The organism is Pseudomonas fluorescens (genome assembly GCF_000730425.1).
Classification (GTDB): domain Bacteria; phylum Pseudomonadota; class Gammaproteobacteria; order Pseudomonadales; family Pseudomonadaceae; genus Aquipseudomonas; species Aquipseudomonas fluorescens_X.
The window spans coordinates 1051294-1073501 of sequence record NZ_CP008896.1; the positions used below are offsets into that span (position 1 = coordinate 1051294).

Below are 22208 nucleotides of genomic sequence, written 5' to 3' on the forward strand. Positions count from 1 at the left end.
TCAGTTCTCCTCGATATCGGTCGGCAGTGGACGCGGCAGATCATCACCGCTGGAACCCTCGAGCCAATCGACCTTGGCCATCTTGCGCACCACTACGAACTCATCGCGGTTGCAGCCGACCGTCCCGTAGTAGTTGAAACCGTAGGCCTGCTGGGCATAGCCGCCGATCATATGGGTCGGCTTGAGCACCACGCGGGTCACCGAGTTGTGGTGGCCGCCACGGGTCTTGGTGGTCTCGGAACCCGGCACGTTCACGATGCGTTCCTGGGCGTGGTACATCATCACCATGCCTTCCTTGACCCGTTGGCTAACCACCGCACGGGCCGTCAGGGCACCGTTGACGTTGAAGCATTCGATCCAGTCGTTGTCCTCGATCCCGGCGCGCTTGGCGTCGATTTCCGAGAGCCACACAATCGGGCCGCCTCGGCTTAAGGTGAGCATCAGCAGGTTGTCGCTGTAGGTGCTGTGAATCCCCCACTTCTGGTGCGGGGTGATCCAGTTCAGGACGATTTCGGTCTCGCCGTTGCTGCGTTTGTCCTTCACGCCTTCGATGGTGCGGGTGTTGACCGGAGGCCGGTAGCTCATCAACTGCTCGCCGAACGCCTGCATCCACGGATGGTCCTGGTAGAACTGCTGGCGGCCGGTGATGGTGCGCCATGGGATGTTTTCATGGACGTTGGTGTAGCCGGCGTTGTAGCTCACGTGCTCGTCTTCGAGGCCCGACCAGGTGGGGCTGGAGATAATCTTGCGCGGCTGTGCCTGGATATCGCGGAAGCGGATCGCTTCGTGGGCCTTGGAAATCGCCAGGTGACTGTGGTCGATACCGGTGAACTCCGACAGCGCGGCCCAGGCTTTCAAGGCGACCTTGCCGTTGGTTTCCGGGGCCAGGGACAGGATCACCTCGGCGGCGTCGATAGCTGTGTCGATCTTTGGCCGGCCATGGCTGATACCCGCATCACCTTCATGGTGGTTGAGTTCACCGAGGAACTCGACCTCTTCATCGGTGTTCCAGTTGATGCCCTTGCCGCCGTTGCCGAGTTTTTCCAGCAGCGGGCCGAGGGACGAGAACTTTTTGTAGATGTTCGGGTAGTCCCGTTCCACCACCGCCATGTTTGGCGCGTTCTTGCCCGGCACCGGCGCCACGCCGGCGCTTTTCCAGTCGGTGCCGCCAAACGGCTGGGCCAGTTCGCCGACGCTGTCATGCATCAACGGTACGGTGACCAGGTCTTGCTCCACGCCCAGGTGGCCGACCGACATGGCCGAGAATGCCTTGGCGATGCCTTTGTAGATTTCCCAGTCCGAACGCGACTCCCACGCCGGATCAATCGCCGCCGACAGCGGGTGAATGAAGGGGTGCATGTCCGAGGTGTTCATGTCGTCTTTTTCGTACCAGGTGGCGGTCGGCAAGACGATGTCGGAATACACGCAGGTCGAGGACATACGAAAGTCCAGGGTGGTCACCAGGTCGAGCTTGCCGATGGCGCCGTCTTCGACCCATTCGGCCTCGGTCGGCTTGCATTCGGTGCTGTGGCCGATGTCTTCGTTCATCACTCCGTTCTTGGTACCGAGCAGGTACTTGAGCATGTACTCATGGCCCTTGCCCGATGAGCCGAGCAGGTTGGAGCGCCAGATAAACAGGTTGCGCGGGAAGTTCACCGGGCTGTCCGGCTGCTCACAGGCAAAGCGCAAAGTGCCGTCCTGCCAGGACTTGACCACGTAGTCTTGCGGGGCCATGCCGGCAGCCGCCGCGTCGCGGCAGATATGCAACGGGTTGGTATTGAGCTGGGGCGCACTGGGCAACCAGCCGGCGCGTTCGGCGCGGATGTTGTAGTCCAGCGCGTGTTCGGGGAACTGCGACTTGTCGGCCAGCGGCGAGAGGATGTCGTGCATGCTCATCTTCTCGTGGCGCCATTGCGAGCTGTGGCCGTAGAAGAAGCTGGTGCCGTTCATCTGCCGCGGTGGGCGGTTCCAGTCCAGGCCGAACGCCAGGGGTAGCCAGCCGCATTGCGGGCGCAGTTTTTCCTGGCCCACGTAGTGCGCCCAACCGCCGCCGGTCTGGCCGACGCAACCGCAAAGCATGAGCATATTGATCAGCCCGCGGTAGTTCATATCCATGTGGTACCAGTGGTTCATCGCCGCACCGACGATGATCATCGAACGGCCACGGGTCTTGTCGGCGTTGTCGGCAAACTCGCGGGCAATCTGGATCGCCTTCTCGCGGCTGACCCCGGTGATCGCCTCCTGCCAGGCCGGCGTACCCGGTACGCTGGCATCGTTGTAGTCCTTGGCCACGTTGCTGCCGCCCAGGCCACGGTCGATCGCCAGGTTGGCCGCGGACAGGTCAAACACCGTCGCCACTTTGGCCACCGTGCCATCGGCCAGGGTCACGCTGTGCACCGGCACCCGCCGGAACTGCACGGCATCCCCGGCCACGTGCTGGAAGTAATCGTGGGCTTCGCCGGCAAAGTACGGGAACGCCACTTCGGCAACGCCATCGCCGATCAGGCTCAGCTTCAGGTCGATCTCGCGGCCTTCACCGCCTTCTTTGGCCAGGATGTTCCACTTGCCCTTCTCACCCCAGCGGTAGCCGATGGCGCCTTGTGGCGACACCAGTTCGCCGCTCTCGTCGAGGGCGATGGTTTTCCATTGCGGGTTGTTGTCCTGGCCCAGGTTGTCGACCAGGTCCGAAGCGCGCAGGAAACGGTCTGGCTGGAATCCGGCGCCGGGGGCAAAACCGGTCATGGGCTTGAGCATCACCAGCACCGGCAAGTCGGTGTAGCGCTTGGCGTATTCAGTGAAGTACGCGCTGGGCTTGTCCAAGTGAAATTCTTTGAAGATCACATGGTTGAAGGCCTGGGCCAACGCCGCGTCGGTGCCCTGCTTGGGGTTGAGCCACAGGTCGGTGAGCTTGGCCACTTCCGAATAGTCGGGAGTGATGGCCACGGTCTTGGTGCCCTTGTAGCGCACCTCGGTAAAGAAGTGCGCGTCCGGGGTGCGGGTCTGCGGGACGTTGGAGCCCCAGGCAATGATGTAATTGGAGTTGTACCAGTCGGCCGACTCCGGCACATCGGTCTGCTCGCCCCAGACCATCGGCGAGGCCGGCGGCAGGTCGCAGTACCAGTCATAGAAGCTCAGGCACACACCACCGATCAGCGACAGGTAACGGGAACCTGCGGCATAACTGACCATGGACATGGCCGGGATCGGCGAGAAGCCGACGATGCGGTCCGGGCCATATTGCTTGATGGTGTAGACGTTGGACGCGGCGATGATTTCGTTGACTTCATCCCAGTTGGAACGGATGAAACCGCCCATGCCGCGTTTGCTTTTGTACGAATCAGCCTTGGCCTTGTCTTCCACGATGCTGGCCCAGGCCTCCACCGGCGACAGGGTCAGGCGCGCTTCGCGCCACAGCTTGAGCAGTGGCTTGCGGATCTTCGGGTACTTCAGGCGGTTGGCGCTGTAGATGTACCAGCTGTAGCTGGCGCCCCGCGGGCAGCCGCGCGGCTCGTGGTTGGGCAGGTCGTTGCGGGTGCGCGGGTAGTCGGTCTGCTGGGTTTCCCAGGTGATCAGGCCGTTCTTCACGTAGATCTTCCACGAGCACGAGCCGGTGCAGTTCACCCCGTGGGTGGAGCGCACGATCTTGTCGTACTGCCAGCGCGAACGGTAGACGTTCTCCCAATCGCGGGACTCCTTGCGGGTCTCGCCGTGACCTTCGGAAAATTCATCTTGCTTGCGATTGAAGAACCGCAGTTGATCGAGTAAATGGCTCATGGTGCTTTCCTCAGAGGCTTGCTGCGGGGTTCTGCGCCCCGCCCACGCAAGGTTTGAATTCGGGGTCGACTCAGCAGGGGGTCTCGGCGCCTTTGCGCGCATACCACCACCAGGTCACGACGATGCAGCTCAGGTAGAAACCGACGAACATGTAGAAGGCCAGCGCCGGGCTGGCGGTGTAGGCCATGGACGAGCCAAAGGTCTTGGGAATGAAGAACGCACCGAAGGCGCCCATGGCCGAGCTGAAGCCCAGTACGGCTGCCGATTCCTTGCTGGCATCCTTGAGGGCCTGCTCACGCACGGCGGCAGGTTGGCCGGCACTGGCTTTTTCGTGCTGGGTGCGGAAGATCACCGGGATCATGCGAAAGGTGGAGCCATTGCCGATGCCAGTGGTGATAAACAGCAGCATGAACAGGCCGAGGAAGCCGTAGAAGCTGCCGCCCTCGCCGTTCAATGGCAAAAAGTGCAGGACGCCAAACACCATCACGATCATCAGCACGAAGTTCCACAAGGTCACGCGCGCACCGCCCAGCTTGTCTGCCAGCCAACCGCCCAATGGGCGCACCAGGGCACCTACCAGCGGGCCGAGAAAGGCGAATTTCAAGGCGTTGACGTCAGGGAACGAGGTCTTGATCAGCATCGGGAAGGCGGCCGAGAAGCCAATGAACGAACCGAAGGTGGCCAGGTACAACCAGCACATCAGCCAGTTGTGCTTGCGCTTGAAAATCACCGCCTGTTCGCTGAACGAAGCACGGGCGCTGGACAAATCGTTCATGCCGAACCAGGCAAACACGGTTACCGTGATGATGAACGGCACCCAGATGAACCCGGCGTTCTGCAGCCACAACTGGCTGCCGTCTTCCAGGGTCTGCGGCTGGCCACCGAGCAGGCCGAACACACCGAAGGTAATCACCAGCGGCACGCAGAACTGCATCACCGACACCCCGAGGTTACCCAGGCCGGCGTTCAGGCCCAGGGCCGTGCCTTGCTGGGACTTGGGGTAGAAGAAACTGATATTGGACATGCTGGAGGCAAAATTGCCGCCGCCCAAACCGCAGAGCAGCGCGATCAGCACAAACACGCTGTAGGAGGTGCCCGGGTCTTGCACCGCAAAGCCCATCCACAGTGAGGGGATCAACAGCGACGCGGTGCTCAGGGCCGTCCAGCGGCGGCCGCCGAAGATCGGCACCATGAACGAATAGAACACGCGCAAGGTGGCGCCGGACAGGCCCGGCAAGGCGGCCAGCCAGAACAACTGGTCAGTGGTGAAACTGAAGCCGATGGCGTTCAGGCGCACGATCACCGTGCTCCACACCATCCAGACGGCGAAGGCCAACAGCAGCGCCGGGATGGAGATCCACAGGTTGCGGGTGGCGGTCTGTTTGCCGCTGGCGCCCCAGAACACGGGGTCTTCGGGGCGCCAGTCGTGGATCACCGGGCCCGAGTCGGGCTTTTGCGCGATAGTCATACTGATTCTCCCTGGAGCGGCTGGGCCGCCGGGGCTTTGCCCAGCAGCGGCTGTTTGCGGATTTCGCTGAAGTACATCCAGGTCAAGGACACCCAGACCACGCCGTACATCAACATGAAGCAGGAGGAGCGCACGCCGGTGAGGTCCACCAGGGCGCCGAACATGATCGGCAGTACGAAGCCACCCAGGCCCCCGGCCAGGCCGACGATGCCGGACACCGCGCCCATGTTCTGCGGGTAGTCATTGGCGATGTACTTGAACACCGAGGCCTTGCCGAAGGCGAAGGCGATGCCCATCACAAACAACAGGATGGTGAATACAGTGGCGTTAAGGCCGATGTGCAAATCCAGCGGGCCGTTGACGGTTTGCACCTGCAACTGGGTCTGCGGATAGCTGAGCAGGAACAGGCAGATCCAGCTGACCCACAGCACCCACCAGGTCACGCTCTGCGCACCCCAGCGGTCAGACATCCAACCGCCCACGGCACGCAGCACCCCGCCCGGCAGGGAAAAACACGCGGCCAGCAGCGCCGCGCTTTGCAGGCTGAAGCCATATTCCTGCACGTAGTACTTGGTCGCCCACAGCGCCAGCGCCACGTAGCCACCGAACACAATCGAGTAGTACTGGCAGTAGCGCCACACGGCCGGGTCCTTCAGGCACCGCAATTGCTCGCGCAAGGTGGCGCCCCCGGCACTGCGGTGGGCCTTGTTTTCGCGGGTGAGGAACCAGAACAGCAGCGCGGTGATAAACAGGATCGCGCTGAACACCTTCGGCACCAGGTGCCAGGTGCCCAGGGCGATCAGGGCCGGTGCGAGGAACTTGGTCACTGCCGCCCCGGCATTGCCGGCGCCGAACACGCCCATGGCAAAGCCCTGGTTGTCCTGGTCGAACCACTTGGCGACATAGGCGATGCCCACCGAGAACGAGCCCCCGGCCAGGCCGACAAACAGCCCCAGCACCAGGAACTGCCAGAAGGCGGTGGCGTAGGTGATCAGGTACAGCGGCAGCACGCAGGTGAGCATCAATACAAAGAACACGATGCGCCCGCCGAAGCGGTCCGTCAGCAGGCCCAGGGGCAGGCGCACCAGAGAGCCGGTCAGAACCGGGGTGGCGGCCAGCAGGCCGAACTGGGTTTCGTTGAGTTGCAGCAGCTCTTTGATCGGCACGCCAAGGACGGCGAACATCATCCAGACCATAAAGCACACGGTGAAGGCCAGCGTACTCATGCCCAGCACCAGGCCCTGTGTTACACGGGGTTGAGTCACGGTTTGCGCTCCCAGAAGTGATTCCATGGGCGCATGGTTAGGGGCGACGTCCTCCCGGAACTTGACCCAGATCAACGTCCATCTGGGGGGTATTGGCCTATGCTGGCGCCATCTACCTCTAAGGAGGTAGGTCAAATAACAAGATAAAGTCTTTATTTATCAATGGATTGATCTCTTTTGCCGGCTTTTTCCCATGGGAGGGTGCGCCGGCAACTCTTTAGAGGTAGTGCGCCAGGGAATGCAGAATTCAATACTGTTTCCTATGCCAGGTGCCGCCATGCTGTTGTCCTTCCCCCTTCGATTACGCCGCGATGTTTAACTGGCTGCGCAGCTCCCTGCCCGCGCGGGCCGGGGTCGCGGTGATCCTGATTGCGATCCTCGCCCTGGCCAGTTCCCTGAGTGCCGGGCTGATCGCCTGGTTCAGCCAGGGCGACGGAGCGGCCATCAACACCGCAGGCTCGGTGCGCATGGAGACTTATCACCTGAGCTGGAAACTTGCCGACCATGCCCCCGCCGACGAGATCCAGACCATCACCCAAAGCCTGCAACGGCGCCTCGATAGCCAGTCCCTCAAGGCTGTGCTGGAAGACGGCCCCCACAGTGCGTTGCAGCAGAGTTACCGGCAGATCCAGCAACACTGGAACCTGGCACTGCGCCCGGCCATCGAGCGCGGCGACGGCGCCTTTTTCCGCGAGCACGCACCGGCCTTTGTCGAGCAACTGAACCAGTTCGTGAGCCTGCTGGCGCAGCAGAGCGAGCACAAACAGGGCTGGCAGCAACTGATCCAGGGCCTGGCGCTGTTCAGTACGCTGATCATCCTGTTGCTGGGGCTCTATGAGTTGCAGTACGGCGTGGTCACGCCGTTGAAAGAACTGGTGGACGCCACCCGGCGTTTTCGCGAGGGCGACTACACCGTGCGCGTCAATCACCGTTCCCAGGACGAACTGGGGCAGTTGGCCCTGAGCTTCAACACCCTGGCCGACACCCTCGAGCAATCCCATCGCACCCTGGAAAGCCAGGTGCAACACAAAACCCACAACCTGCAACAGGCCAATGCCGCCCTGGAGCTGCTCTACGAGAGCAGCCGGAGCCTGGCCACGCGCCTGGCCAATGCCGAAGGCCTCGACGAGTTGATCCGGCGCTTCCAGAACCGCCTGCCGGGCCTGCGCCTGTCGCTGTGCCTGCAAGGGCACTTCCTCGCCCCGGCGCAGCAGATGCTCGCGCTGCACGGTGAAAACAGCCGCAACGTCTGCGCCGTCGGTGATTGCGCCACGTGCGAGCGGCATCACGTGGCGCCGCCCCAGGTCTTCAGCATCAGCAACCAGGGCGCGGAACTGGGCGAACTCAAGGCGCATTTCGTCGACGGGCATGCGCCCCAGGACTGGGAGAAACAACTGATCCAGGCCCTGGCCAACCTGATTGGCACTTCGTTGTCCCTCAAGCGCCAACGCGAGCAGGACCACCGCCTGTTGTTGCTGGACGAACGCACCATCATCGCCCGTGAACTGCACGACTCCCTGGCCCAGGCCCTGTCTTATATGAAGCTGCAAGTCAGCCGCATGCAGACCCTGTTGCGCCGCGACGAACCCAAGGCCACCCTGGAAACCGTCACCGGCGAACTGCGCGAGGGCCTGAATAATGCCTACCGGCAACTGCGTGAGCTGCTCACCACCTTTCGCCTGCAAATCCACGATGCCGGGCTGGTCCAGGAGCTCAAAGACACCGCCGGGGAATTCTCGCGCCGTGGCGAATTCCAGGTACACCTGCATGTCGATGCACTGGCCTTCCAGCTGTCGGCCAGTGAGCAGATCCACCTGCTGCAGGTGACCCGCGAAGCCCTGTCCAACTGCCTGCGCCACGCCCATGCCGAAAATGCCTGGCTGCAACTGCGCCAGAACGGCGAAACCGTGAGCCTGAGCATTGAAGACGATGGGCGCGGCTTCTGTGAACCGGTGGACCAGCGCGAACACCACGGCCTGACCATCATGGACGAACGCGCCCGCAGCCTGCACGGCCAACTGGACATCTCTTCCCGCGCGCCCCAGGGCACCCGGGTGCATTTGCTGTTTCGCCCGGAATTCCTCCGGCGTTCTTCACCTGAAGGTAGCTTGTCATGAACACCTCACTGCGCCACGGCATCCTGCTCGTCGATGACCACCCGATGATGCGCCACGGCATGCGCCAGATGCTCGAACTGGAAGATGACCTGCACGTGGTGGGCGAAGCCGGCAATGGCGAGGAAGCCCTGGGCCTGATCGAGTCGCTGCAACCGGACCTGGTGCTGCTGGACAACAACATGCCGCAGATGAACGGCCTGGAGACCCTGCGCCGCCTGCGGGCGATGGCCTATGGCGGCAAGGTCTTGCTGTTTACCGTGTCCGATGCCGAAGACGACATCCGCGACGCCCTGCGCCTGGATGCCAACGGTTATCTGCTCAAGGACATGGAGCCGGAGCTGCTGATCCAGTACATCCGCGATGCCCTGCACGGCGCCCTGGTGATCAGCCCCGGCCTGACCCGCGTACTGGCCCAGGCCTTGCGCTCGCCCCAGCCCCATGCGGCGGTTGAACTGACCGAGCGCGAGCGGCAGGTGCTCAAGACCATCGCCGGGGGCTACAGCAACAAGGTGATCGGGCACAAGCTGGGGATTACCGAAGGCACGGTGAAAGTGCATGTAAAGAACCTGCTGCACAAGCTGGGGCTGCGCTCGCGGGTGGAAGCCGCGGTGTGGGCAATGGAACATTTACGCCAGGCTGGCTAGTACACCGCGGGCAAGCCCCCGAACAGGCGGCTACCTCCAACGAGGCAGAGGAGCAATTGATGACCTATCAGGCCGGCTGACTTAGAATCGAGGCCATTCTTCGCCCGCCTTCCTGACACGAGCGCCCCCATGAGCTTTGATTTCGACACGATCCACCCTCGCCTCGGCACCGGCAGCACCAAGTGGAGCCGCTACCCCGCAGACGTCTTGCCCATGTGGATTGCCGACATGGACATCGCCGCCCCACCGGCGATTCTCAAGGCCCTGCATGCGCGCCTGGACCAGCAGATGCTCGGCTACAGCGTCGCCCGCCCGCAAGTGCGCGAGGCGATCGTCAGCGACCTGTGGGACAAGTACGCCTGGCGCGTGCAGCCTGATGAATTGCTGTTCCTGCCGGGTGTCGAGCCAGGTTTCAACATGGCCCTGCACGCCTTTGTCCAACCCGGCCAGTCGGTGGTCTTGCAGACCCCCAACTACGCGCCGCTGCGCCATGCGGCGGGCAACTGGAACCTGCCGAAGATCGAAGTGCCGTTTGAATTGAGCGACCAGGGCGAATACCTCACCCCCCTGCCCGCTTTGCGCCAGGCCTTGAAAGGCGCCGGCGCATTGCTGTTGAGCAACCCCCACAACCCGCTGGGCAAGGTGTTTGCCCGTGAAGAGTTGCTGACCGTGGCCAACGCCTGCCTGGAACAGGGCACGCTGATCATCTCCGATGAAATCCATGCCGAGCTGTGCTTTGACGGGCGCCGGCATATCCCCACCGCGTCCTTGAGCGCAGAAATCGCCCGACGCACCATTACCCTGATGTCGGCCAGCAAGGCCTACAACGTCGCCGGCCTGAAGACCTGCTTTGCCATCGTCCAGGACCCGGTGATCCGCGAGCGCTTCAACAAGGCACGCTGCGGCATGGTCGATAGCGTCAGCCCGCTGGGCCTGGAAGCCACCTGGGCGGCCTACAGCCAATGCGCGCAATGGTTGAAGGCGCTGGTGACGTACCTGCAAGGCAACCGCGACTACCTGATGGATGCGCTGCAAAAACGCCTGCCGGGCGTGGTCATGCATGCCCCGCAAGGCACCTACCTGGCCTGGCTCGATTGCAGCGCCCTGGGCCTTGAGGATCCACAGCGGTTTTTCCTGGAACACGCCAAGGTCGGCTTGAGTGCCGGTATCGAATTTGGCGATGACAGCCAGCAGTTCGTGCGCCTGAACTTCGGCTGCCCACGGGCGTTGCTCGAAGAAGGTATTGCCCGCCTGGAGCGCAGCCTGCAAAACCTGTAGGAGCCGGCTTGCCGGCGAAAACCGTCAACGGTGACGCGGGTTATCTGATACCCCGCAAAGTCCACGCGTTTTTCGCCGGCAAGGGATGGGGTCAGAGTTTGGCGATGGACACTTCGGTGGATTTGACGAAGGCAATCACTTCGCTGCCCACCTTCAGTTCCAGGTCCCGCACCGAACGGGTGGTGATCACCGAGGTGACGATCCCCGAGGCGGTTTGCACGTCGATCTCGGACACCACTTCGCCGAGCAGGATTTCCTTGATCACGCCTTTGAACTGGTTGCGCACGTTGATCGCTTTGATGGTCATGTCGGTTTTCCTTTCACTGTTGGGTCAATCCGCACGAATGCGCAGGCCCTCAAAATGCGCCATTCGTTACAACAACAAAAGGAATAAATAACTATTTATTTATTCCATAAAGAAATATAAAGCCCTATAGGAGCCGGCTTGCCGGCGATAAGCCCCTTGAGTCATGCGCCGCGTTCAAGGACGCCATCGCCGGCAAGCCGGCTCCTACAATGGGGCGGTCAAGAACCTACTGTCACCGATACCAGCCAGCCCTTTAGCCACCCGCCGTTAATCAAGCGCCCTTGCCTTTTGCCGCAGCAAATCAATAAACAGCCCCAACTCCCGGCTCACCGGCTCCCCCTTGCGCAGCAAGATGCCAAACGGCGCCAGCGTCACCTCCAGCTCCACTGGCAATTCCACCACCAGGCCCATCTTCAAGTAATCGCGCAGCGCGCTTTCTGAAAGCACCATGATCGCGTCGGTCAGTTGAATCAGTTGCTGCATGGAATACACGGAGCTGCACTCAATGATGTCCGCCGGCAGTGGCAACGCCAGGCGCTGCAATGCCTCGTCAAAACCGATGCGTGCCGGGCTGCTTTGCGGTTGCAGGATCCACGGCCAGTCGCTGACCAACTCGGCCAAGGGCAGGCTCGCACGCTGCGCCAGCGGGTGCCCGGCATGTACCACCACCAGCAAGCGCTCGTTGCCCAGCGGCTCGAAGCCGTAGTGCTCGCTGTCGGTGGCGGCGTTGCGTCGGGCAATGGCCAGGTCGATGCGCCCTTGCTCCAGCAACTGGATCACCTGGTCGCTGGTGTCGCCCATGATGCGGATGCGCAGTTGCGGGTTGAGGGATTTGATTTGCGCAATCGAGTCCATCACCAGGTCCGGCGCGGCGCCCATGATGGTGCCGATTGCCAGGTAGCCATAACCGCCCTGCTGGCGCGCCATCAGGTCTTCGGCGCAGCGGTCCAGGCCGCTGAGGGCCGACTCGGCAAAACGGATCAGCTCCTTGCCCAGCGCCGTGGGGCGCATGCCACGGGGCAAGCGTTCGAACAGATCACAGGCAAACATATCCTCGATCTCGCGCAGCATGCGAGTGGCCGCCGGTTGCGACATGTTCAGGGCCTGGGAGGCGCGGTGCAGGTTCTGGCTGGAACTCAAGGCCACCAGCATATGCAAATGCTTATAGCGCAGGCGGTTGAACAAGCTGCGGGAGATCAACGGACTACTCATTTTTATCCTTGTTATCGATACCCTGAGGTTATCGCTTGTAAGCGAGATTCGATTTGTAGCGCATTGCTTGGCCGCCGTACAGTTCGGCCCATAAGAACAAAGCCTGACAAAAGGATTTCGAAATGATCACCCTGCCCGCGCCCCTGCTTGCAAAGATTTCCTGGCGGCTGCTGCCCTTCCTCCTGCTGATGTACATCATGGCTTTTCTCGACCGCGCCAATGTCGGGTTCGCCAAACAAGCCTTCCAGGCGGACACCGGTCTGAGCGACGCGGCCTTCGCCTTGGGTGCCGGGGTGTTTTTTGTCGGCTACGCCTTGCTCGAAGTGCCGAGCAACCTGATCCTGCATCGCGTCGGCGCCCGCCTGTGGATGTGTCGGATTATGGTCAGTTGGGGGCTGGTCTCGGCTGCCATGGTGTTTGCCCATAACGAAACCAGCTTCTACATCCTGCGTTTTCTGCTGGGCGTGGCCGAAGCCGGGTTTTTCCCCGGCGTGATCCTCTACCTCACCTATTGGTTTCCCCAAGCCGCACGTGGCAAGGCCATGGGCTTTTTCTACTTTGGCGCGCCATTGGCCTTCATCTTTGGCAGCCCCCTGTCGGGCCTGCTCCTGGAAATGGACGGCTTCGCCGGCCTGCACGGCTGGCAATGGCTGTTTGCTGTGGAAGGCCTGATGGCATCGGCGGTGGGCATCTGGGCCTATGGGTACCTGGACAATCGCCCCGCCGACGCCAAGTGGCTGAGCCTGGAAGAGCGCCGCCAGATCCAGGACCTGCTGGATGCAGAAGACCGGCACAAAGGCTCCCATGGCCGCAGCCTGCTTGGTGTGCTGTGCCAGCCGTCAGTGCTGTACCTGTGCGTGGTCTACCTGCTGATCCAGGCCAGTGTCTACGGCGTGGTGTTTTACTTGCCGACCCAGGTCGGCGGCCTGCTCGGCACCAAGGTCGGCCTGATGGTCGGGCTGGTCTCGGCGATTCCCTGGGTCTGCGCGCTGTTCGCCGCGTGGTGGATTCCCGGTTACGCCGAGCGCAACGGCCAGCGCCGGCGTACCGCGTCCCTGACTCTGTTGATGGCTGCCGCCGGCATCGCCTGCTCCGTCACCTTCGCCAACCCCTTGCTGGGCATGCTCGCCCTGTGCTTTGCCGCCTCCGGATTTATCGCGGTGCAGCCGGTGTTCTGGACCTTCCCCTCCAGCTACCTGGCGGGTAGCGCGGCGGCGGCGGGCATTGCCTTGATCAACTCCTTTGGCGCACTGGGCGGGTTTATCGCACCGGTCCTGAAAAACTGGGCCGAAAGCGCCTTTCACTCCCCGGCCGCCGGCCTCTACCTGCTGTCCGCCACCACGGTACTGGCTGCATTGCTGGTGCCGGGTATCTATTCCCCCGGCCGAAAAGCGTCGAACACGCCGGCCACCGTATAACTCCAGGAGTCACACCATGGGCAACATCACCATCAAACACGTGCGCGCTTTTGTCTTGCGAGGCGGCGGCGCGGATTATCACGACCAGGCCGACGGCCACTGGATCGACGACCACATTTGCACACCCATGAGCAAATACCCCGAATACCGCCAGAGCCGTCGCAGCTTCGGAATCAATGTACTGGGCACCCTGGTGGTCGAGATTGAAGCCAGCGACGGCACCGTCGGGTTTGCCGTGACCACCGGTGGCGAGCCCGCGGCCTATATCGTCGAGAAACACCTGGCGCGCTTCCTTGAAGGTGCCCGCGTGACCGATATCGAAAAAATCTGGGACCAGATGTACCAGTCCACCCTGTATTACGGGCGCAAGGGTCTGGTGATCAACACCATCTCCGGGGTCGACCTGGCGCTGTGGGACCTGCTCGGCAAGATCCGCCAGGAACCGGTGCATCAATTGCTCGGCGGTGCGGTACGCGATGAATTGCAGTTCTACGCCACCGGCGCGCGCCCGGACCTGGCGCAGAAGATGGGTTTTATCGGCGGCAAGATGCCCCTGCACCATGGCCCGGCCGAAGGTGAGGAAGGCCTGCGCAAAAACCTCGAAGCGTTGGCGACCATGCGTGAACGGGTCGGCCCGGACTTCTGGCTGATGCTCGATTGCTGGATGAGCCTGGACCTCAACTACGCCACCAGACTGGCGATTGGCGCCCATGAACACGGCTTGAAATGGATTGAAGAAGCGCTGTCCCCCGACGATTACTGGGGCTACGCGGCCCTGCGCAATAACGTGCCCAAGGGCATGCTGGTCACCACCGGCGAACACGAAGCCACCCGCTGGGGCTTTCGCATGCTCCTGGAAATGGGCTGCTGCGACATTATCCAGCCGGATGTGGGCTGGTGCGGCGGCCTGACCGAACTGGTGAAAATCTCCGCCCTGGCCGACGCGCACAACGCCATGGTGGTGCCACATGGTTCGTCGGTCTACAGCTACCACTTCGTCGCCACCCGCCAGAACAGCCCGTTCGCCGAGTTCCTGATGATGGCACCCAACGCCGATGACGTCGTGCCGATGTTCCACCCGCAACTGCTGGGTGAACCGGTACCGGTCAATGGCCGCATGCGTTTATCGGTGCTCGACAAGCCGGGCTTCGGCGTGGACCTGAACCCCGATTGCCAGCTGCATCGTCCGTACAACCGCTAAGGAACCTCGCCATGAAAATGCCTCATAACGCGTTCAAGGCCGGCCTGCACCAGGACGCCTGTCAATATGGGATCTGGGCCGGATTTGCCACTGGCTACGGCGCGGAAATCGTCGCCAGCACCGGTTACGACTGGATGCTGATCGACGGCGAGCATGCGCCCAATAGCGTGCCCAGTGTGCTCAACCAATTGCAGGCGGTGGCGCCCTATAACACCGCGCCCGTGGTGCGCGCAGTCAGCGGCGATGCCAACCTGATCAAGCAACTGCTGGATATCGGCGCACAGACCCTGATGATTCCCATGGTCGAAACCGCCGAGCAGGCCCAGGCCCTGGTGCGCGCCATGCGCTATCCGCCCCACGGTATCCGTGGCGTGGGTGGCGGCCTGACCCGCGCCACGCGCTGGGATGGCGTGGACAACTACCTCACCACCGCCCACCAGCAACTGTGCCTGATCGTGCAGGTGGAATCGCGCCTGGGCGTGGAAAACGTCGAGGCCATTGCCGCCGTCGAAGGGGTGGATGCCGTGTTTATCGGCCCCGCCGACCTGTCCATCGGCCTCGGCCATGCGGGCAACCCCGGCCACCCCGACGTGCAGGCGCGCATCCAGCACGCGGTCAACGCCACCCTGGCGGCGGGCAAGGCCTGCGGCATCCTCGCGCCCAATGAGCAAGACGCACGCCGTTACCAGGCCTGGGGCTGCCACTTCATTGCAGTGGCGATCGATATCAGCCTGCTGCGCCAGAGCGCCCTGAGCACCCTCGCCCGCTACCGCCCTGCCGCCGACGCAAAAGCGCCGTCGCACACCTACTGAGGTACCTGCCATGCCGTCCGTTCCCGTCTACCAGAACTTTATCAACGGTCGCTTTACCGCCAGCAGCGCCCACCTCGACGTATTCAACCCGGCCACCGGCGCGCTGCTGTCCAAGGTACCGGCCGCCACCGCCGAGGATGTCGATCAGGCCCTGGCCGCCGCCCGTACCGCGCAACCGGGCTGGGCACGCAAACCGGCGATCGAACGCGCCGGGCACTTGCGCCGGATTGCCGCCAAGCTGCGGGAAAACGTCGCCCACCTGGCCCGCACCATCACCCTGGAACAGGGCAAGATCAGTAGCCTGGCCGAGGTCGAAGTCAACTTCACCGCCGACTACCTCGACTACATGGCCGAATGGGCACGCCGTATCGAAGGCGAGATCATCACCAGCGACCGGCCCGACGAAAACATCTTCCTGTTCCGCAAGCCCCTGGGCGTGGTGGCGGGGATCCTGCCGTGGAACTTCCCGTTCTTCCTCATCGCTCGCAAAATGGCCCCTGCGCTGTTGACCGGCAATACCCTCGTGATCAAGCCCAGCGAAGAAACCCCGAACAACTGCTTTGAATTCGCGCGGCTGGTGGCCGAGACGGACCTGCCGGCGGGGGTGTTCAACGTGGTTTGTGGCGACGGCCAGGTCGGCGGCGCCCTCACGGCCCACAAGGGCGTGGACATGATCAGCTTCACCGGCAGCGTCGCCACCGGTGCGCGGATCATGACGGCGGCGGCACCGAACATCACCAAGCTCAACCTGGAGCTGGGCGGCAAGGCGCCGGCAATTGTCCTGGCCGATGCCGACCTGGATCTGGCGGTCAAGGCCATCCGTGATTCGCGGATCATCAACAGCGGCCAAGTGTGCAACTGCGTCGAACGGGTGTATGTGCAACGCAGCATTGCCGACCCGTTTATCGAGCGCATCAGCGCGGCGATGGCTGCCACCCGTTACGGCGACCCGCTGGCGCAGGCCGATGTGGAAATGGGCCCGCTGATCAACCGCCAGGGTCTGGACAGCGTCAACCGCAAGGTCCGCACCGCCCTCGCCCAAGGTGCAACCCTGGTCACTGGCGGGCAGATCGCTGACCTCGGCGCCGGTTTTCACTTCCAGCCCACGGTACTGGCTGGTGGCCGCGCCGACATGGCTATCATGCGCGAGGAAATCTTCGGCCCGGTCCTCCCGATCCAGATAGTCGACGACCTCGACGAAGCCATCGCCCTGGCCAATGACTGCGACTATGGCCTGACCTCATCGATCTACACCCGCGACCTGGGCAAGGCCATGCAGGCGGTACGCGCGCTCGACTTTGGCGAGACCTACGTCAACCGCGAGAACTTCGAGGCGATGCAGGGCTTCCATGCCGGCGTGCGCAAGTCCGGGATCGGCGGCGCCGATGGCAAGCACGGCCTGTACGAGTACACCCATACCCATGTGGTGTATCTGCAAAGTTGAGGTGATCCAACGGGCGCCGGCACACCAGTACCGGCCCGCACAACAACCCTTCCAACAAGGATTGCGCAATGAGCCTTGCCAACCTCTACAACGGCCCGATCATCGACAGCCACTTGCACCTGTTCGACCCACGTCGCCCCCAGGGCATCCCGTGGCCCGAGCCAGGCAACCGCCTATATGCCGCGCACTTGCCCGAGGATTACTGGGCGCTGGCGACCGAGCACCAAGTGATCGGTGCAATTGCCGTGGAAGCCAGCCCGTGGCGCGACGACAACCGTTGGTTGCTGCAGACCCTGGGCAGCGATCCACGGATGCTTGGCTTTGTCGGCAATCTCGACCCGCTGCACCCGCAGTTTGCCCTCGACCTTGCAGCACTCGCCTACGAACCGCTGTTCCTTGGCTTGCGCTACGGCAACCTGTGGGAGCGTGATTTGCTGGTGGACCAAACGCGTCCCGGGTTTATCGACAGCCTGCGCCAACTCCTCGATTGCGGCCGTTGCCTGGACAGCGCCAATCCCGACCCGCGGCTGGTCAAGGGCCTTCTGCACCTGAGCGATGCCCTGCCGGAGCTGCGCATCATCGTCGATCACCTGCCCAACGCCCACGTCCCTGCGGGCCAGGAAGCGGCCTATCACGCCGACCTGTTGCGCTTGGCTGAACGGCCCAACGTGTTTGCCAAACTAGCGGAGATCCCACAGCACGGCCCCAACGGCCTGATCATCGACACAGCGTTCTACAACGATCGCCTGGCGGTGCTGTGGGAGGCCTTTGGTGAAGACCGCTGCTTCTTTGGCAGCGACTGGCCCAACAGCGATCACCTCGCCGATTTCGCCGGCACCCTGGGCCTGGTCAAACGCTGCCTGGCGGATCGGCCACAGGCCGTCCAGGAAAAATTCTTCCTGCACAACGCCGTGCGCATCTACAGCCCGACCCTGCCCCCCGGAGGCCTGTGATGCAGACCCGTGCCTTTCGTATGAACCTCAACCCTGGCATGGCCGCCGAATACCGCCTGCGCCATGAGCAGATCTGGCCGGAACTGGCCCTTCGCGATGCTGGCGTGGTGGACTACCGGATTTTCCTCGACGAGCCCACCCACGCGCTGTTCGCCGTACTGACCCATCACGACGAGCACGGCCTGGATGCCCTGCCCGGTACCCCATTGATGCAACGCTGGTGGCACTACATGCACGACATCATGCCCAGCCATGCGGACCATTCGCCGGTCAGCGTGAACCTTGAGCCGATGTTCTGCCTCGCGCCTGGCTGAGCCATTGCCCCTCATCACAACAATAAAAAGGATTCGGACACGTGGAAATCATTCTCCTCGGTGTGATTCTGCATTTCATCGGCGGCTTCGCCTCCGGCAGTTTTTACATCCCCTACAAAAAAGTCAGTGGCTGGGCCTGGGAAAGCTACTGGATCGTCGGCGGCCTGGTGTCGTGGCTGATCGTGCCGCTGATTGCCGCGCAATTGACCGTGCCCGGCTGGGTCGAGATCCTGCGCAACGCCGACACCGGCACCCTGCTGTGGACCTACCTGTTCGGCGTGCTGTGGGGCATTGGCGGTCTGACGTTCGGCCTGACCATGCGTTACCTGGGGCTGTCTTTGGGCATGTCGCTGATCATGGGCCTGACCTCGGCCCTGGGCGCCTTGATGCCAGCCGTGTACCGCGACCTGTTCACCCACGAGACAGAGGGCACCCTGACCTCGATGCTGGCATCACAGGGCGGGCATTGGGTGCTGTGGGGCGTCGCGGTGTCGCTGATCGGCATCGCGGTGTGCGGCAAGGCCGGGTTGATCAAGGAGCGGGAAGTCTCCCAGGCGGTGAAGTTCGCCAGCGTGAGCGAGTTCGCCTTGGGCAAGGGCATGTTGGTGGCGCTGATTTCCGGAGTATTGAGCGCCTGCTTCAGCTACGGCATTTCCGCTGGGCGCCCACTGGCCGCCGCCGCGGTGGAACATGGCGCCAACAGTCTGTTCCAGAACAACGTGACGTTCATGGTGATCATGTGGGGTGGCCTGACCACCAATGGCATCTGGTGCCTGTGGCTGAACTGGCGCAACCGCACGTTCCACAACTACACCGACCGCAGCACCCCGCTCTTGCGCAACTACCTACTGGTGGCGTGCGCCGGGACGCTGTGGTTCCTGCAATTCTTTTTCTACGGCATGGGCGAAAGCCGCCTGCAGAACGACGCCAGTTCGTGGGTGTTGCATATGTCCTTCATCATTATTGTGTCCAATTGCTGGGGCCTGTATTTGCGCGAATGGCACGGTACCAGCGTGGCGAACAAGGGCGTGCTGGTGGCCGGGATCGCGGTGATCCTCAGCGCCATTGCCATGGTTGGCTACGGTAATTACCTCGGCTGAGGCCGGTTATTTTCTCCAGGAGATTCCCCATGTTGCTAGCAGACAAAACCGTGATCATCACCGGCGCCTCCCGTGGTATCGGCCGCGCCGCCGCCCGCGAATGCGCGCGCCAGGGTGCCCGTGTGGTGATCGGCCATAGTGGCAGCGCACAAGGCACACAGGCTGCGCTGTCGTTGATCGAGGACATCAAGGCATTCGGCGGCCAGGCCGTTGAAGTGGGCGGCGATGCCGCCGACCCGGATACCGGCGACAAGCTGGTGGCCGGCGCAGTCGAGGCTTTCGGCAGTGTTGATGTATTCGTCAACAACGCCGGCATCTGCCCTTTCCATTCGTTCCTCGACATGCCGCGCGAGGTGTACCTGAAGACAGTCAATACCAACCTCAACGGCGCCTACTTCGCCGTACAGGCAGCGGCCAACCAGATGAAGAACCAGGGCCGCGGCGGCGCGATCATTGCCGTCAGTTCCATCAGCGCCCTGGTGGGCGGCGGCATGCAGACCCACTACACCCCGACCAAGGCCGGTCTGCATTCGTTGATGCAATCCTGCGCCATCGCCCTGGGGCCGTATGGCATCCGCTGCAACTCGGTACTGCCGGGCACCATCGCCACCGACATCAACAAGGAAGACCTGGCTGACGAGGAAAAACTCGCCTACATGACCTCGCGCACACCCCTGGGCCGCCTGGGCGAACCGGACGACGTCGCCGGGCCGATCGTATTTCTTGCCTCAGACATGGCGCGCTATGTGACCGGCGCGTCGTTGCTGGTGGATGGCGGGTTGTTCGTCAACTTGCAGTAGCCCTCCCCCCGACACCACATACCCAATGCAGGAGCCGCAACGCGAAGCGGCATGCCCCTGTAGGAGCTGGCTTGCCAGCGATGACGCCAGCAAGCACGCCTCTGAGTGTTGTCATCGCTAACGACCATCGCCTGCAAGGGCTTGCCTCACTGCCCCTCAAGCAACACCGGCTTGCCCAGCTCTCCGATTTTCTCCAGCCGCGCCCGGACAATGTTGCGGCTGATGTTGAGCAGGCGCCCAGTCTGTAACTGGTTGCCGTGGCAATAGCGGTACGCCGCGCGGAACACGGTTTCTTCAATGTGTTCATAAAGGTCCGGGATGTTCTGCTCGAACAACGCATTGAGCGCCGCTTCCAGGCCCACCGGACCGCTGGGGGCTGGCAGGGCATGGTTGGTCTCGTCCTGGCGGATACCCGAGGAACGCATATCCACCAGGTGCAGGTCGGCCGGTTGTACCCGCTGGTGCCGGCACACCAGCAAGGCATGGTGGATGGCGTTTTCCAGTTCGCGGATATTGCCTGGCCAGCTGTGCTCAAGCATTTTGCGCTCGGCCTCCGGGCTCAGGCTCGCGCGGTTGTAGCCCAGGCGCTGGCAATGCTCTTCAAGGAAAAACTCCGCCAGGGGCAATATATCCCCGGGGCGTTCGCGCAATGGCGGCAGGCGGATGGTCGCGACGTGCAGGCGGTAGAACAAATCCTCGCGAAAATGCCCGGCGACCACCGCGTCAGCCAGGTTGACGTTGGTGGCCGCCACCAGGCGCACATTGATCGGGATTGGCGTGCGCGATCCCAGGCGCACCACTTCGCGCTCCTGCAAGACCCGCAATAACTTGACCTGCATGTTCAGCGGCAAATCACCGATTTCGTCGAGGAACAACGTGCCGCCGTTGGCCGCTTCGAACCAGCCGGCCTTGTGGGTGGTGGCGCCGGTGAACGCGCCTTTTTCATGGCCGAACAGTTCGCTCTCCACCAGGGTTTCGGCAAAGGCCCCGCAGTTCACCGCCACAAACGGTTCACGGCCGCGCCGGCTCAGGTTATGGATATGCCGCGCCACCAGCTCCTTGCCAGTGCCGGTTTCGCCAATGATCAAGGTATTGGCCTCGCTGGGGGCCAGGCGCTCGATCCGCGCCAACAGTTCCTGGGAGCGTGGGTCCTTGAATACCAGCACTTTGCCATCACTTTGCCCCACCTGGCCTTGATAAATCGTCCCTGGGTACCCACAGGAACGCTGGCGAGGGTGTAATTTCCTACGCTTTTTGAAACAATAGCGCCCTTGAGGGCAGCATTGCCCATTAGCGTGTCAGGTGTTTTCGGAACCACTGGCGGCCCATGAAGGTCATGAGCTGAACGGGTCTGGCGACCCACAGGGCGGTATCGAATGACTCGATCCGCGGACCACATTTACACCCGCGGATGCCGGTATGCCGGCTGCCCCAGGTTTCTCAGGGAGATAAATTCAACATGCAAGGCAGGCTTTCAAATCGCGCACGACCTCTGGTGCTCACAGTCATGTTCTGGTTGTGTGGAGTCGCCGTACTGTTTTTGATCAAGGCCGCCGTCGAAGCCGTGGAAGGGCCTATCAGCAAGACCTGGATCGATTTGACCCTGGTGCTCGCTGCCTACCTGTTTTTTTTCCTGCTTGATCCACTGCAACAGTGGACGGCCAATCGGCTGCGTAAACGCGCCCGGCGCAAAAGCCGTTATCAACAAACCTCATCCTGAGGCCGCGCCACCTGTCCTCCTGGAGTAGCCCCTTGTCTGAACCTGGCGAAAACTATCGGCTGGCCCTGGATATCTTCTTGAACCAGCATCCCGAGGTGCGCGCCGAACTGGACACGCTGAACCCTCTGGCCGCCCAGGCCAGGCGCGAAACCATGGCGCAATACCGCGCAGAGCGCCTGCACGAAGCCTTCGAGGCGCAAGCACAGGCCCAGAACCTGTTTGCCTGGGAGCTGACACTGCAACTGATCAGCCAGTCGCCGCAGGCGTTCGAGGCCAAGCGCCTGGACGTGCACAAGGAAGTGGCGCAGATGGCCGGCCTGGAATGGGATGAGTACTGTCAGCTCCATGGCCTGGCTGACAGCGCCCCTTAACGGGCACGGG

General features: G+C 62.5%; 19 protein-coding genes. 13 read left to right on the forward strand and 6 right to left on the reverse strand.

The genetic code is table 11. The features are described from left to right. The 3 genes from HZ99_RS04330 to HZ99_RS04340 all read right to left on the reverse strand — a co-directional run bounded on the left by HZ99_RS04330 (position 1) and on the right by HZ99_RS04340 (position 6507). Complete coding sequence (locus HZ99_RS04330) at positions 1-3774, reverse strand: nitrate reductase subunit alpha (RefSeq protein ID WP_038441559.1); 3774 nt, start codon at positions 3772-3774, stop codon at positions 1-3. A gap of 70 nt (positions 3775-3844) precedes the next feature. After that, positions 3845-5242 (reverse strand): NarK family nitrate/nitrite MFS transporter, encoded by a 1398-nt coding sequence (locus HZ99_RS04335; protein WP_038441560.1) that lies wholly within the window; start codon positions 5240-5242, stop codon positions 3845-3847. Then, the gene (locus tag HZ99_RS04340) at positions 5239-6507 is read right to left on the reverse strand and encodes an MFS transporter (protein WP_080727659.1); all 1269 of its coding nucleotides are present in this window, start codon (positions 6505-6507) and stop codon (positions 5239-5241) included. Before HZ99_RS04340 ends, HZ99_RS04335 begins: the two co-directional genes overlap by 4 nt. 311 nt (positions 6508-6818) lie before the next feature. On the opposite strand from HZ99_RS04340, the gene HZ99_RS04345 reads away from it, so the two are divergent. From HZ99_RS04345 to HZ99_RS04355, 3 genes are all read left to right on the forward strand, one after another. Further along, positions 6819-8624 carry a HAMP domain-containing protein gene (locus HZ99_RS04345; RefSeq protein WP_038441562.1) on the forward strand — a complete coding sequence of 602 codons (1806 nt, stop codon included), beginning with the start codon at positions 6819-6821 and terminating at the stop codon, positions 8622-8624. Then, positions 8621-9268: a two-component system response regulator NarL gene (narL, locus tag HZ99_RS04350; protein WP_038441563.1), complete on the forward strand. Its 648-nt coding sequence runs from the start codon at positions 8621-8623 to the stop codon at positions 9266-9268. The genes HZ99_RS04345 and narL overlap by 4 nt, the downstream gene beginning before the upstream one ends. A gap of 129 nt (positions 9269-9397) precedes the next feature. Further along, entirely contained in the window at positions 9398-10546 is a 1149-nt protein-coding gene (locus HZ99_RS04355; RefSeq protein WP_038441564.1) for a MalY/PatB family protein, read from the forward strand. A 91-nt stretch (positions 10547-10637) separates the two neighbouring features. On the opposite strand, the gene HZ99_RS04360 is transcribed toward HZ99_RS04355, so the two are convergent. Together HZ99_RS04360 and HZ99_RS04365 are read right to left on the reverse strand one after the other, a co-directional pair. Beyond that, entirely contained in the window at positions 10638-10853 is a 216-nt protein-coding gene (locus HZ99_RS04360) for a TOBE domain-containing protein (RefSeq protein ID WP_003173733.1), read from the reverse strand. A 267-nt stretch (positions 10854-11120) separates the two neighbouring features. Next, on the reverse strand, positions 11121-12065 hold the full coding sequence (locus tag HZ99_RS04365; protein WP_038441565.1) for a LysR family transcriptional regulator: 945 nt from the start codon (positions 12063-12065) through the stop codon (positions 11121-11123). Positions 12066-12187: 122 nt separating this feature from the next. Between HZ99_RS04365 and HZ99_RS04370 the strand changes: the two genes are divergently transcribed. The 8 genes from HZ99_RS04370 to HZ99_RS04405 all read left to right on the forward strand — a co-directional run bounded on the left by HZ99_RS04370 (position 12188) and on the right by HZ99_RS04405 (position 20107). Continuing rightward, complete coding sequence (locus HZ99_RS04370; protein ID WP_038441566.1) at positions 12188-13483, forward strand: MFS transporter; 1296 nt, start codon at positions 12188-12190, stop codon at positions 13481-13483. A gap of 16 nt (positions 13484-13499) precedes the next feature. Continuing rightward, positions 13500-14684 (forward strand): L-rhamnonate dehydratase, encoded by a 1185-nt coding sequence (gene rhmD, locus HZ99_RS04375; RefSeq protein WP_038441567.1) that lies wholly within the window; start codon positions 13500-13502, stop codon positions 14682-14684. 11 nt (positions 14685-14695) lie between these two features. Further along, the gene (locus HZ99_RS04380) at positions 14696-15496 is read left to right on the forward strand and encodes an aldolase/citrate lyase family protein (protein WP_038441568.1); all 801 of its coding nucleotides are present in this window, start codon (positions 14696-14698) and stop codon (positions 15494-15496) included. Between the two features lie 10 nt (positions 15497-15506). Further along, positions 15507-16940 (forward strand): aldehyde dehydrogenase, encoded by a 1434-nt coding sequence (gene aldA, locus HZ99_RS04385; protein ID WP_038441569.1) that lies wholly within the window; start codon positions 15507-15509, stop codon positions 16938-16940. Between the two features lie 68 nt (positions 16941-17008). After that, a complete protein-coding gene (locus tag HZ99_RS04390) occupies positions 17009-17893 on the forward strand; it encodes an amidohydrolase family protein (RefSeq protein ID WP_038441570.1) in 885 nt (294 codons plus the stop codon). Further along, positions 17893-18207: an L-rhamnose mutarotase gene (locus tag HZ99_RS04395; protein ID WP_181883212.1), complete on the forward strand. Its 315-nt coding sequence runs from the start codon at positions 17893-17895 to the stop codon at positions 18205-18207. Before HZ99_RS04390 ends, HZ99_RS04395 begins: the two co-directional genes overlap by 1 nt. Before the next feature lie 41 nt (positions 18208-18248). Beyond that, positions 18249-19307 carry an L-rhamnose/proton symporter RhaT gene (gene rhaT / locus HZ99_RS04400; RefSeq protein WP_038441571.1) on the forward strand — a complete coding sequence of 353 codons (1059 nt, stop codon included), beginning with the start codon at positions 18249-18251 and terminating at the stop codon, positions 19305-19307. A 29-nt stretch (positions 19308-19336) separates the two neighbouring features. Further along, positions 19337-20107: an SDR family NAD(P)-dependent oxidoreductase gene (locus HZ99_RS04405; protein WP_038441572.1), complete on the forward strand. Its 771-nt coding sequence runs from the start codon at positions 19337-19339 to the stop codon at positions 20105-20107. 146 nt (positions 20108-20253) lie between these two features. On the opposite strand, the gene HZ99_RS04410 is transcribed toward HZ99_RS04405, so the two are convergent. Next, positions 20254-21273 carry a sigma-54 interaction domain-containing protein gene (locus tag HZ99_RS04410; RefSeq protein WP_235205562.1) on the reverse strand — a complete coding sequence of 340 codons (1020 nt, stop codon included), beginning with the start codon at positions 21271-21273 and terminating at the stop codon, positions 20254-20256. Between the two features lie 341 nt (positions 21274-21614). Between HZ99_RS04410 and HZ99_RS04415 the strand changes: the two genes are divergently transcribed. Together HZ99_RS04415 and HZ99_RS04420 are read left to right on the forward strand one after the other, a co-directional pair. Beyond that, positions 21615-21827: a hypothetical protein gene (locus HZ99_RS04415; RefSeq protein ID WP_235205563.1), complete on the forward strand. Its 213-nt coding sequence runs from the start codon at positions 21615-21617 to the stop codon at positions 21825-21827. Positions 21828-21859: 32 nt separating this feature from the next. Further along, positions 21860-22198, forward strand: a complete 339-nt coding sequence (locus tag HZ99_RS04420) for a DUF6388 family protein (RefSeq protein WP_038441574.1) — start codon at positions 21860-21862, stop codon at positions 22196-22198. The last annotated feature ends 10 nt before the right edge of the window (positions 22199-22208 follow it).